Genomic DNA, 12,378 nt, shown 5'->3' on the forward strand with positions numbered 1-12,378 from the left:
AGATTCTACAGCGACCGCGTCCGAAGGACGCGTGCCGCAGGTTGGAAACCTGCGAGCGGGCGCAACATAGGAGCGCGTTTTGCCGAGTCAATCGCGAAGAGCGCTGAAAATGAGCGAAGCGTTGCCGGATCGCGAGACTGTGATCGACAGTGGCCGCTGCCGAGGCGACGGACCAGGGCTGGGCTGATTGCTATTTCTGCTTGAGCCGCCGGAAGCGCAACCATTTGTCCTCGGCCGGCCGGGGCTGCGCGAGGATCGTCGTGAGCTCGCGCGGCAGAGCGGGAGCGAGCGGCTTCTTGGTCGCCACGCCATCGGAGATCGCCACGACGCTATGATAGAATTCCTCTCCGGAAAGCGACCGCGGCGGAACGGCCTCGTGCATCACGCTGATCACGGTTACATCGGGGCAATTGACCTTGATCGCTTCGTGGAAGGCGATCTTGCCTTCGGGGTCGAGCGCGCCGGTCGCTTCGTCGAGGAAGAGCAGTCCCGGCTGCTGCAAGATGATGCGGGCGACCACCAGCTTCTGCTTCTGCCCGCCCGACAGGACCTGATCCCAGAGCTTGCCTTCGCGGCTCTCATCGGCCAGGTGGCCGATGAATTCGCCGAGCCCGGCCTTGTGCAGGGCGGCCGCCACCAGCACGTCGGTGTGATCGTTTTCCGAACCCGGCAGACAGACGAGCTGCTTCAGCGAGACCTGCTGCAGCTTGACCTCCTGGGCGGCATAGAAGCTCGTCACCCCTTCCGGGAACACGATGGTGCCGCGGCCATAGGGCCACAGACCATTGATTGCCTTGATCAGCGAGGTCTTGCCGCAGCCGGACTCACCCTTGAGGAATGTCCACTCGCCGCGGCGGAAGCGCAGGTTGGCGGCGCTCAGGAAGGGCGTCGCATCCTCGCCCTGATGCGCCAGCTCCAGCTTCTGGATGGTCAGGCCGAAGACGGGATTTTGCGTGGCATAGCTGAAGTCCGAGCGGCCGGTCTGGCGATAGAACTCCTGCGGCTGCTGGACGTTCTCGATGGCGCTGGCGAGCTCGGTCACACGCTGGCTGTTGGCTCTAAGCGTGGCGATCGCGGGCATGACATGGATGAACCACGAACATTGGCTGATCAGCTGCGCGACCATTTCGGAGCCGGTTATGTAGCCCTTGAGATCGAAGCCGTTGTGAATGAAGGGCACGAGACCGGGTCCGTAGGAAACGATGCGGGCGCCGATGAAATTGTAGATCAGCTCGAACGACATGTAGCTGGTGTTGACGACGTTCAGCCGCCCCCAGGTCTTGTCGATGTCGACATAGAGCTTGTCGTGCATCGTCTTCTGCACATCCTCGCCGTGTGAGGCGGCGACGTGGAAGCTGCGGCGCAGGAAGGTCGTCAATTCGCTGCGATAGCTGCCCTCGGCCTGTTGCATGCGGATGTTGAGACGTTCGAGCAGGCCGCCGAGCTTCACCGCAATCCAGGTGTTGAGCGGCACGTAGGTCGCGACCGCCAGGAAGGCGAGCACGGCGCTGCCATAGCTGCCGAGGAACTCCAGCCCTTTGACCTCCACCGAGGCCCCGATCAAATTCTCGCCGACGAAATAAAGCGAGGTCGCCACACCCAGCACGCCCATGGCGAGGCCGATGGCGCCGCCCGTCATGTCCTTGATCGATTCCTGGATGCGCTGGTCCATGTTGTCGGGAGCGACGATACCGCCTGCAACCGAGCCATGCTGGGCATGGAAATGGGTATGGTTGCCGTCGAGCAGCGCCCGGTTGAATTGGCTGTTCAGCCAGCCCCGCCATTTGCGATGCAAGGTTGCGGAAACGAGATTGCGCACTCCGGTGAAGCCGGCGTCCTTGAGCACGACCAACAGCACCAATATGCCGGCATTGGTCAGAAGCGCCTGGAGCGGATTGATATTGGCGGCGTCGTGGAAGAAGGCGATCGAATTCACCAGCTCGCCCGATGCCACGGCAAACCACACGCCGGCCTTGCTGGAGAGCGCTGTCAGCAGCGCGATGACGAGGGTGAGGGTCCAGGCTTCCTTCCACCGGTCGGAGAACCAGTAGGCTCGCATCAGCCCCCAGAATGTGCGCATCGACGATACCGGCGTCAGAGGCGAGGGCCTTGCCGGCTCGCTGGATGTTTGCTCCGGTATTGTACGTCGCGGTCTACCGACCCGAATCACGATCCCGCCCGAACCTTTCCTGTTTTGTTACACATGGTAACACCAATTGATCATTTTCCATTAATTTTCTTCCTCCGAATGGGAACAGGGTTACCGGCCGTGGCATGAAGGCAACAGAAAAGCTTTGCCGGCTGATATCTATCGGAGGGGAATTCGTATTTTGTTTCAGCCGTTTGGGAACAGAGTTTCGGCTGGAAAGGACTTTCCCTAGGGGAAGCCAAAAACACGGTTTTGTGAAGGGATATTCAGCCCGATGCTCGGCTGGTCCACGGGTTGAGGGGCTCGAAAAGTCCCTTCAGGAGACCTGGGCTACCTCGAATCAACCGCCGTAGACCGCGGGAATCTCTCTCAGCAGTCATCACGGGCTTCCGCGTCGGCTAGGCGGAGGGGTGATGCGAACTTGGTCTAGGTCTAGAGCGGCGGATTTTCATGTGAGTCCATAGCCTGCGGCAGTGAAGTAGTTTCTGCATTCTGTTAGGGAGAACAGATTGCAGATATCGCCGATGGCCTGCCACAGAGCGTCGATGGTTCTGATGGCCTTTGCGCGCAGATGCGCCTTGAGCTTGGCGAAGGCCATTTCGATCGGGTTGAGATCCGGACTGTAGGGCGGCAGGAAGAGCAGCCATGCGCCTCTGGCCCTGATGGCTGCCTCGGCGGCTGGACTCTTGTGGGCGGCGAGGTTGTCAAGGATGACGACATCGCCCCTTGCCAACGTCGGAGCGAGCTGCGTTTCGACGTAGGTCTCGAAGATGCGCCGGTTCATCGGCGCGTCGACGACGAAAGGGGCGGTAAGCCCATGGCAGCGCAGCCCGGCGATGAAGGTCTGCGTCTTCCAATGTCCAAACGGTGCCTTTGAGCGCAACCGCCGACCCTTCAGGCAGCGACCGCGCAAGCGCGTCATCTTCGTCGTGGTTCCGGTCTCGTCGATAAACACCAGCCGATGTGGCTCAAGCCGCATCCGCGGCTGGCGTTTGGCCCGCCACTCCTGGCGCGCCTTGCTGATGTCGGGTCGATCTTGCTCGCTGGCCAGCAGCGTTTTTTTTGAAGCGGTAGCCGTTCCTGATGAGCCAACGTGAGATCGAGGCGGGAGCGACTTGGACGCCTGCAGCAATAACCAGTTGGGCGGCAAGCTCCGGCATGGTGATGCCGTCCTTCTCGGCCACACAACCAAGCAGGAACGCACGATGCGGATCGAGCTTGGAATGGCGGCGGCCACCACTGGCTTTGGGCGCCAGGCTCTCGGTCTCTCGATAGTTCCTCATCAGGATAACGACGAACGAAACCGACACCTCAAAATGTGCCGCCGCCGCACGCCGAGAATGGCCCGCCTCGACAAACCGCACAACACGTTCACGCAAATCGAGCGAATAGGGCTTGGGCATAGCAAATCACCTCCACAAGGAAGTGAATCACAAACCTTACATCAGCGGAATCCTTCGCGATTCAATCTGATGGTCCGACGCTCTAGCCCGCCGTTTCGAGCTCACCGCGCGCCTTGGCCGCAGCGACCTGGCGGATTGCATCGGCCAGCGTGTCGGCATCCTGCGCGCCCATCACGGCATATTTGGCTTCGAGCAGGAAACAGGGCACGCCGGTGATGCCCATGCGCGAGGCGGTGGCGATTTCGTTGCGCACCGCCTCGACATCGGCATCCGTCGGCAGCAGCGTCTGGACCACGGAGCCGTCCATGCCGGCTTCGCGGGCGGCTTCGGTTAGGACGGCATGGTCGCCGAGATTGGCGCCTTCCTCGAAATTCAGCTGGAAGAGGCGTCGCACCAGCCGGTTCTGCACGTCCTCGCCGGCAGGCCCCGCCCAACGGATAACGCGGTGGGCGTCCAGCGTGTTGGGAGCGACCTTGATGGCGCCGAAGGCGAAATGGATCCCTTCCGCCTCGCCGAGCGGCTCAATGCGCGCATGGATCTGCTGGATGCGTTCCTCGCTGCCGAATTTGCCCAGCATGTATTCGCGGCGATCCATGCCACCTTGCGGAATGGTCGGATCGAGCTGGAACGGCCGCCAGCGCACGTGCACGTCGATATCGCCGGCAGCGGCGATCGCCCTGTCCAGCCGCTTCTGGCCGATGAAGCACCAGGGACAGACGACATCCGACACCACATCGATGGTGATCGAGTTCTCCGCGCTCATGCTCGTCTCCTTGCTTGGTCGGTGTCAGGCGGGGGATCGCGTCAGTTGGGCTTTCGCCACCATGTCGGCAGCTGATAGCCGAATATGGGCGTCTTTTGCGGATGTTCCAGGTAGCTCCAGTAAGCCAGCCACTGCTGCGTGTTGTATTGCATGGGCACCATGTAGTTGCCCGATATCAGCAGCCGATCGAGAACGCGCACCGCAGCGACATAGTCTTCCTTCGTGCGGGCATTCAGCATCGCGTTGATCGCCGCGTCGACCGCGGGATCGGCGACGCCGGCCAGGTTGAATGAACCCTCCTGCTTGGCGGCGACGGATCCCCAGCGCCCCACCTGCTCGCTGCCGGGCGAGAGCGAATTGTTGAAACCGCTTGTGCCGATCAGCACCTCGAAGTCGAAGCGCTGCTTGCGCGATTGGATTTGATCGCCGTCGAGGCCGCGGATGGTTACATCGATGCCGATCTTCTCCAGCGTGCGCTGATAGAGAGCCGCAAGCCGCTCCTCGTCCTGCGATGACGTCATGATCTCGAAGCCGAAGGGATTGCCTTCAGGGTCGAGCATCCGGCCGTCCTCTACGTGATAGCCAGCGCTTTTCAGGAGCTCGAAAGCCGCTCGCAGCACCTTGCGGTCTTGGCCGGAGCCGTCGGTGACCGGCGGCCGCCAGGTGCCGTCCATCACCTCGGCAGGGACGCGGCCGGGGTAGGGGGCAAGCAGCGCCTTCTCCCGCTCGTCGGCGGGATGGCCGAGCGCGGACAGCTCGGAGTTCTGCCAGAAGCTCATGGTGCGATTGAACTTGCCGGCGAACAGGTTTTTGTTGGCCCATTCGAAGTCGTAGAGCATGCCGAGGGCGCGCCGCACGACCGGATTGGAAAACTTCGGCAGCCTGGTGTTGAACAGGAAGCCCGTCACCACGGGAGGAATACCGGTGTCGAAATATTCCTGCTTCACATCACCCTTGCGAAAGGCCGGGAAGTCGATATCGCGGTCGCGCTTGACCGGATCGGTCTCGTCGTCGAGGGCGCAGATGCCTTTCTTGAACGCTTCCGTCTTGGCGTTGGCATTGAGAAAATACTCAATGGTGATCTGGTCGAAATTGTCGAAGCCGCGCTTCGATGAGATGTCCTTGCCCCAATAATTGGGATTGCGCTTGAACACGATGCGCTGCCCAGGCTGCACCTTGTCCACGGTATAGGGGCCGCTGCCGATCAGCGGCTTCAGCGTGGTCTTGTCGAAAGTCTCCTTGTCGAAGGCGTGCTTGGGGATGATCGGCGTCAGCGCGACGATCAGCGGAAATTCGCGATTGGCCTTTTCGTTGAAGGTGAACTTCACGCTGTGGTCGCCGGTCTTCTCCAGCCTGGCAATCATGCTCATGCGATCGCTGTAAGGCGGGCGGCCCTTGTCCTTGAAGACATCGTAGGTGAACAGCACGTCCTCCGGCGTCACAGGCTGGCCGTCCGACCATTTGGCCTTGGGATCGAGGTGGAACTCGATGCTCTTGCGACCCGGGTCCATGTCGGCGCTGTCGGCGAGCAGGCCGTAGAGGCTGAAGGGCTCGTTGTAGTTGCGCTGCATCAACGGCTCGAAGACCAGGTTGCCGTAGACCGTGTCGATCATGCCGCGCGCGGTGGTGCGCAGGCTCTTCAGGATGAAGGGGTTGAGATTGTCGAAACTGCCGACGACGCAATAGGTGACGCTGCCGCCCTTCGGCGCATCGGGATTGACGTAGTCGAAATGCGTATAGTCCGCAGGCAGCGCCGGCTCGCCCTGCATGGCGATGCCGTGCTTCGGTTCCGACAAAGCCGGAAGCAGCGAGAGGGCCAGAAACGAGGTCGCGGCGATCAGCCGAACGAGAACGCGGTCCATGACCGTCTCCTTGCCGGGCAGCTTGGTGATTCGACATGCACCCTAGAGCATTTCGCTCCCCGATTGAATCGGCGCACGCCTGTCGCTTGGTTCAGTCGGTGCATCGCCGATGGAGGTTTGTCCAGGGCAGGAGAAGCGGCAAGAAAACGCGGAAACCGGGCTGGATTCAGCGCCGCTGGCAGTGTAACACGCGCTCCGAAGTCATGCTGTTGCCTCATTTGGGCAACAGGTAGCGGGACCACACGGCAGGAAGAAGCCGGTCCCCGGGATCATTTGAGAGGAAAGTGCACCATATGACGAGCAACGCGTATCGCCTTTCGGTGCTGGCCGCAGGCGTGGTCGGCGTTCTGGGCGCCGGGCTTTTCACCGCTTCCGCCCAGCAGCCGCCGCAGATTCCGCAGGGCTGGTTCAAGGCCTGCACCAAGCAGGAAGACGTCGACATCTGCAACGTGCAGAACATCGTCACCGCCGGCAATGGCCAGCTCGTCACCGGCGTCAGCCTGATCGAGCTCAAGGGCAAAGTGAACCGTAAGGTGTTCCAGGTGACGGTGCCGACCGGCCGTCTCGTTCCTCCGGGCATCGGCCTGCAGATCGATTCCGGCAAGGCGCAGAAGCTCGACTATGTGATCTGCTTCCCGGATCGCTGCGTGGCCGAAGTGCCGCTGACCGACCAGCTTGTCGCGTCCTTCAAGAAGGGCCAGCAGATCACGCTCACCTCGGTCAATTTCCAGAACCAGCCGAACCCGATCAAGGTTGCGCTGACGGGCTTTAGCGGCGCCTATGACGGCCCGCCGCTGCAGCAGTCGGACATCGAGGACCGCCAAAAGAAGCTGCAGGACTTCGTCGCCAAGAACAACCAGGACTTCGCCAAGAAGCTTAAGGAAGAGCAGGACAAGGCGAAGACCGCCAACTGATTGTTGGAGCGTTTCTCAAGCATGCAAGAAGCGGGGCAGGCGCCCCGCTTTTTTGTTGTCGCTTGTTCAGCCGTCAGTGTTTCGAGTGACCTTTCGGCTCGTAGCGCCCGTCGGGCAGCTTGTCGAACATCTCGCCGATCTGCGGGTGGCGCACCGGCTCGCCCGACCGGTCCTCGAGCAGGTTCTGCTCGGATACATAAGCGATGTACTCTGTCTCGGAGTTCTCGGCGAGAAGGTGATAGAAAGGCTGGTCCTTGCTTGGACGCATGTCCGCCGGGATCGCTTCATACCATTCTTCGGTGTTGGCGAATTGCGGATCGACGTCGAAGATCACGCCACGGAACGGAAACAGCCGGTGGCGAACAACTTGTCCGATCGCGAATTTGGCCGTCTTCATCGCACTCACCACTTCGGTCCCGAGGCGCCGCAGCGGCTTGCGCGCACAGGGCGCCTAAGGTCTTGAATCTACACGTCACGCGCTCAAAAATCGACCCCGACTTTCGGCTTGGTACGATTTGGCGCAGACGTTGCTCCAATGCAATGCTTTACCGACGCCCTGGCCACCAAGCTACCTATCGGCAGGCGCAATGCTCGGCCGAAAGCGGTAGTTTGCAAATGTGCCTCAGCGCGCGGCCTGTTTCCTGAAGCCGCCGGCGAGCGCCCGAAAACCGCTTCCCGGCCGCAGGCCTTCGCGCATGAAGAAGGCGCGCAGCGGCGCGAAGCTGCCCAGCACGTTGAGGCCGGCGCTGCGCGCAAGCTGCGCCGGGAGCATGTCGGACAGCAGTGACATGTTGAGCAAGTTCACCGCACTGCTGCGCGCCAGGATGTCCGGACGGCGCCGCGTGTCGTAGGCGGCAAGGCTCAGCCTCGACCCGGGATCGTCGCGATTTTCGCTGGCGATTCCAATTAGATCGTCGATATCCCTGATGCCGAGATTGAGGCCTTGTGCCCCGATCGGCGGGAAGACATGAGCAGCCTCGCCGACAAGCGCCACACGGTTTTGCGCGAACCGACCAGGCGAGGCCGCCGAAAGCGGGTAGACTTGGCGGCCGGGCTCGACCGAGACCCGGCCGAGCATGGACTGCATTTGCTCTTCGACCCGAACAGACAGCATGGCATCGTCGAGCGCGGCCAGTTCCTGTGCCGTTTCCGGCTTCACCACCCAGACGAGACTGGAGCGCTTGCCCGGCAGCGGCACCTGCGTGAACGGCCCGGTCTCGGTATGGAATTCAGTTGAGATGAAGCCATGCTCGCTGCGATGGCTGAAATTGAGAACGAGCGCCGACTGAGGATAGGGTCGGGCGGAGGCCCTGATGCCGGCGGCCTCGCGCGCCGGCGACAGGCGCCCGTCGGCGGCAACCGCCAGCGATGCCGAGACCTCACTGCCATCGGCGAGGCTCGCATGTGCGTGGTCGGCGTCGAGCCGCCAGGCATCGACCATCGACTTTCGCCACTCAATGCCGGGATTTGCGGCGACCTTCTTGGCAAGCACCGGGATCAGGATTTTGTTCGGCAGGTTGAGCCCGAACTGCTCCTCGCCGATTTCGCTGGCGCGGAAGGTGACGGTCGGGCTGCGGATCAGCCGGCGCGTTGCGTCGACGATGCGCATCATTTTCAGCGGCGCCGCCTGCGGTCTGAGTTCGTCCAGCACACCCAGCCGGTCGAGCACCTTGAGAGCAGGGTTCATAAGGGCGGTGGTGCGGCCATCGCCGCCGGCGGCCTCGGGGCCAGCCAACGTTACGGCAAAGCCTGCCTCGGCAAAGCCGAGTGTCGCGATCAGGCCGGCCGGGCCGCTGCCGGCGATCAATATGCGAACTTTGTCACTCTGCTCCACGCCAGGCTTCCATGTTGATGGCGGCCCGTCGGCCTGCATGCGGTATAGGGCAGATCGGCGGGCTTGATCAACGCGGCGATTCGGCCCATTCGATTGGCATGAGCGCCCAGGAGCACGATTTCCGCCATCTCGACCGCGCCGGCCGCGCCACGGCGGGACTGGCGCGCAGCCCCCGCCTTGCCGTGATGCTCACTATCGGTGCGGGCGTCGTGCTTGCCTGGTGGATTCTCGCTGCCATGGCTATTCGCGGCGCCGAAAGCCGCGTTGCCGGCGGCGCTCCGGGCGATGCGCTGCTGAAGAACCTGCCGCCATTGCCGCTGCCGGATTTCCTCGACCGGTTCTTCGCTTTGTGCCTTGCGCCGGCGCCGCTTTCAGGCTCGTTGTCGGCGTCGGCGCTCGTCCTGATGTGGTTCGTAATGGCGGTGGCGACGATGCTGCCCTCGGCGGCGCCGATGATCCGCACCTATTGCGAGATTGCCGATACCGCTCGGATCAAGGGAGAGCCCGTCGCCCATCCGCTGGTTCTGGTGATGGGATTTCTCGCGACTTGGCTTGCCGCCTCAGTGGCGTTCGCCGCGCTGACGCTCATAATCTATGGCTTTGTCGCCGCGGGACAGGTGCTCGATCCTGTCGTCGGGGTTGCCGGGGCCGCCGCCTTGGCGATTGCCGGCCTCTATCAGTTCAGCGGCTTGAAGCAGGCGTGCCTCAAGAGGTGCCGCAACCCGTTCTCGATCCTGTTCGCCAACTGGAGCGCGAAGCCGGGGCGTGTCTTTCGCATGGGGGTGGAGCAGGGCGTCTGGTGTCTCGGCTGTTGCTGGGCGCTGATGCTGGTCATGTTCGCCGTGGGCGCGATGAACATCTTCTGGATGGCGCTGATCAGCCTGTTCGCTCTGATCGAAAAACAGACCGCGGGCAGGGTGGCCGGCCAGGTTTCCGGTGCGATACTGCTTGTGTGGGCCGCCGCCCTGCTATTAGTTTCCGCGTGAGGGAGATTTCGATGGCCGATCAGAGCTGGGCGATGAAGGGAGAGCTGGTACTCTCCTGCAATTGCACGGTTTTCTGCCCCTGCGTTCTGTCGCTCGGCAGCCATCCGCCGACCGAAGGCTATTGCCAGACGTGGGCCGGGTTCCGCATCGACGCCGGCCATTTCGGCGAGGTCGATCTTTCCGGCCTTAATCTTGGTCTGGTCATGGAAATCCCGGGCTATATGAGCCGCGGCAACTGGAGCGCCGGCCTGTTCATCGACAAGCGCGCCTCCATCTATGCCGTGAAGGCCCTGACGAAAATCTTCACCGGCAAGGCGGGCGGGACCACTTCGCTACTGTCGATTCTTGTTGGAAACTTCCTTGGCGTGGAACAGGTGCCGATCACCTATGAGACGCGTGATAGGACGCGCGTTTTCCAGATACCGCGGATTATCGACGGCGCGGTGACGCCGATACCCGGCAAGGACCGCGACAAAGACACCGTCATTACCAATTCCGAATACTGGATCGCACCGGAAATCATCGTGGCGAAGTCGGACAAGAGCAAGATGCGCGCCTTCGGCCGCAATTGGAATTTCGCCGGCCGTTCGGCCGAGATATGCAAGCTGGATTGGCGAGGCCCGTGAGCAAGAACACAGCGGCCCGGAATGCGGCCAAGAAAATCGCGGAGCGGATTCCGCGGCCGAAGAAGAAAGTGACGTGGCCGCAGGCGCGGGCTTTTTCCGTGCACCTGCTGACTGCGTCCGGCTCGTTCCTCGCCTTCCTGTCGCTGGTGGCGGCGAGCGAGGGACGTTGGACGGCAATGTTCTGGTGGCTCGGGCTGGCGCTCTTCGTCGACGGCATCGACGGCCCGATCGCCAGGAAGCTCGAAGTCAAGGAGATCCTGCCGACATGGTCGGGCGAGCTCCTCGACAACATCATCGACTACGTGACCTACGTGCTTATTCCGGCCTTCGCGCTCTACCAGCGCGGCTTGATGGGCGAGAACCTGTCGTTCCTGTCGGCGGCGATCATCGTCGTCTCCAGCGCGATCTACTACGCCGACACCGGCATGAAGACGAAGGAGAACTTCTTCAAGGGGTTCCCGGTCGTCTGGAACATGGTGGTGTTCACGCTCTTTGTCATCGAGCCGGGGCAGTGGGTTTCCTTCGCCGTGGTCGTGGTCGCCGGTATTCTCACCTTCCTGCCGATCAACTTCATCCATCCGGTACGGGTGGTGCGGCTCAGGCCGATCAATCTCGGCATGACGCTGTTATGGTGCGCCTTCGGCGCGCTTGCATTGGCACAGGCCGCACTTGCCTCGTTCTATGACAAGATCGGGGTTCTGAGCGAGCAGGTCAGCATCTTCACCAAGGCCGGCATTACGGTTACCGGGCTCTATCTCGCCTGCATCGGGGGCATCATGCAGATGTTCCCCAATCTTGGCGCCAGGAAATCCTGACTCGATACCCACCTTCCGTCCTTTTCCGAGAAAGTTGAGCAATGTCCAAAGCGATCCGCATTCACGCCCATGGCGGCCCCGAGGTCCTGACCTATGAGGATTCAGATCCCGGCCAGCCAGGCGCCGGGCAGATTCTGATCAGGCATACCGCGATCGGACTCAACTTCATCGACATCTACCATCGCTCGGGCCTCTACGCGCCGCCCGGCGGCTTTCCGCTGGTCCCGGGCGGCGAGGCGGCGGGCGTGGTGCTGGCCGTTGGCGCCGGCGTCGACTGGCTGCAGCCCGGCGATCGCATCGCCTATGCAGTCAATGTCGGCGCCTATTCGGAAGAACGCGTGATCGCCGCCGACCGCGTGGTAAAGGTGCCGAACGGCATCAGCGACGAGCAGGCGGCGGCCATGATGCTGAAAGGCATGACGGCCGAATATCTGCTGCGCCGCACCTTTAAGGTGAGGGCGGGCGACACGATCCTCTACCATGCCGCGGCCGGCGGTGTCGGCCTGATCCTGGGCCAATGGGCAAAGCATCTCGGCGCGACGGTGATCGGCACGGCGAGCTCCGTCGACAAGGTCGAGCTCGCCAAGGCACATGGCTTCGACCATGTCATCAATTACAAGGAGCAGGATTTCGTCGCCGGCGTCGCCGCCATTACCGGCGGCAAAAAGTGCGACGTCGTCTATGATTCCGTCGGCAACGACACTTTTCCCGCTTCGCTCGACTGCCTGAGGCCGCTTGGCATGTTTGTCAGCTTCGGCCAGTCGTCCGGGCCGATCCCGCCTTTCCCGATGTCGCTTCTGGCGCAGAAAGGCTCGCTCTATGCGACCCGCCCGACAATCTTCGTCTACAACGCCAAACGCGAGGACCTTGTGGCCTCGGCGCAAGCGCTGTTCGAGGTAGTGCTGAGCGGCGCCGTCGAGATCAAGATCAACCAGCGCTACGCGCTGAAGGACGCGGCACAAGCGCAGTCCGATCTCGAGGGCCGCAAGACGACGGGCACAACCATCCTCATCCCCTAAGCCGGCT

The 12,378-nt window shown here is 62.2% G+C and carries 11 protein-coding genes; 5 read left to right on the forward strand and 6 right to left on the reverse strand.

The window, feature by feature from the left end; translation table 11 throughout:
* Window positions 1–190: 190 nt before the first annotated feature.
* The 4 genes from EJ078_RS29495 to EJ078_RS29510 all read right to left on the reverse strand — a co-directional run bounded on the left by EJ078_RS29495 (window position 191) and on the right by EJ078_RS29510 (window position 6,177).
* Window positions 191–2,080 (reverse strand): ABC transporter ATP-binding protein/permease, encoded by a 1,890-nt coding sequence (locus EJ078_RS29495; RefSeq protein ID WP_164757291.1) that lies wholly within the window; start codon window positions 2,078–2,080, stop codon window positions 191–193.
* Window positions 2,081–2,597: 517 nt separating this feature from the next.
* A protein-coding gene (locus EJ078_RS29500; RefSeq protein WP_127403542.1) for an IS630 family transposase occupies window positions 2,598–3,552 on the reverse strand; the annotation gives its coding sequence in 2 pieces (ribosomal slippage) (window positions 2,598–3,212 and window positions 3,214–3,552; 954 coding nt in all).
* Window positions 3,553–3,634: 82 nt separating this feature from the next.
* Window positions 3,635–4,315 carry a DsbA family protein gene (locus EJ078_RS29505; RefSeq protein ID WP_127217508.1) on the reverse strand — a complete coding sequence of 227 codons (681 nt, stop codon included), beginning with the start codon at window positions 4,313–4,315 and terminating at the stop codon, window positions 3,635–3,637.
* Between the two features lie 41 nt (window positions 4,316–4,356).
* Complete coding sequence (locus EJ078_RS29510) at window positions 4,357–6,177, reverse strand: extracellular solute-binding protein (RefSeq protein ID WP_127403541.1); 1,821 nt, start codon at window positions 6,175–6,177, stop codon at window positions 4,357–4,359.
* A gap of 284 nt (window positions 6,178–6,461) precedes the next feature.
* On the opposite strand from EJ078_RS29510, the gene EJ078_RS29515 reads away from it, so the two are divergent.
* A complete protein-coding gene (locus EJ078_RS29515; RefSeq protein ID WP_095777677.1) occupies window positions 6,462–7,091 on the forward strand; it encodes an invasion associated locus B family protein in 630 nt (209 codons plus the stop codon).
* Between the two features lie 73 nt (window positions 7,092–7,164).
* Here the strand turns inward: EJ078_RS29515 and hspQ are convergent, their stop codons facing one another.
* A complete protein-coding gene (gene hspQ / locus EJ078_RS29520; RefSeq protein ID WP_066989816.1) occupies window positions 7,165–7,488 on the reverse strand; it encodes a heat shock protein HspQ in 324 nt (107 codons plus the stop codon).
* A gap of 225 nt (window positions 7,489–7,713) precedes the next feature.
* Window positions 7,714–8,925 (reverse strand): UbiH/UbiF family hydroxylase, encoded by a 1,212-nt coding sequence (locus tag EJ078_RS29525; protein ID WP_245322432.1) that lies wholly within the window; start codon window positions 8,923–8,925, stop codon window positions 7,714–7,716.
* A gap of 98 nt (window positions 8,926–9,023) precedes the next feature.
* Here EJ078_RS29525 and EJ078_RS29530 point away from each other — a divergent pair, with 98 nt between their 5' ends.
* The 4 genes from EJ078_RS29530 to EJ078_RS29545 are packed head-to-tail and all read left to right on the forward strand — an operon-like array spanning window position 9,024 to window position 12,371.
* On the forward strand, window positions 9,024–9,911 hold the full coding sequence (locus EJ078_RS29530; protein ID WP_127216536.1) for a DUF2182 domain-containing protein: 888 nt from the start codon (window positions 9,024–9,026) through the stop codon (window positions 9,909–9,911).
* 11 nt (window positions 9,912–9,922) lie between these two features.
* Complete coding sequence (locus tag EJ078_RS29535; protein WP_066989810.1) at window positions 9,923–10,537, forward strand: DUF1326 domain-containing protein; 615 nt, start codon at window positions 9,923–9,925, stop codon at window positions 10,535–10,537.
* A complete protein-coding gene (pcsA, locus tag EJ078_RS29540) occupies window positions 10,534–11,352 on the forward strand; it encodes a phosphatidylcholine synthase (RefSeq protein ID WP_066989933.1) in 819 nt (272 codons plus the stop codon). The genes EJ078_RS29535 and pcsA overlap by 4 nt, the downstream gene beginning before the upstream one ends.
* Before the next feature lie 41 nt (window positions 11,353–11,393).
* Window positions 11,394–12,371, forward strand: coding sequence for a quinone oxidoreductase (locus tag EJ078_RS29545; protein WP_127216537.1), 978 nt, complete (start codon window positions 11,394–11,396; stop codon window positions 12,369–12,371).
* Window positions 12,372–12,378 lie beyond the last annotated feature (7 nt).

The organism is Mesorhizobium sp. M1A.F.Ca.IN.022.06.1.1, assembly GCF_003952605.1.
Lineage (GTDB): Bacteria > Pseudomonadota > Alphaproteobacteria > Rhizobiales > Rhizobiaceae > Mesorhizobium.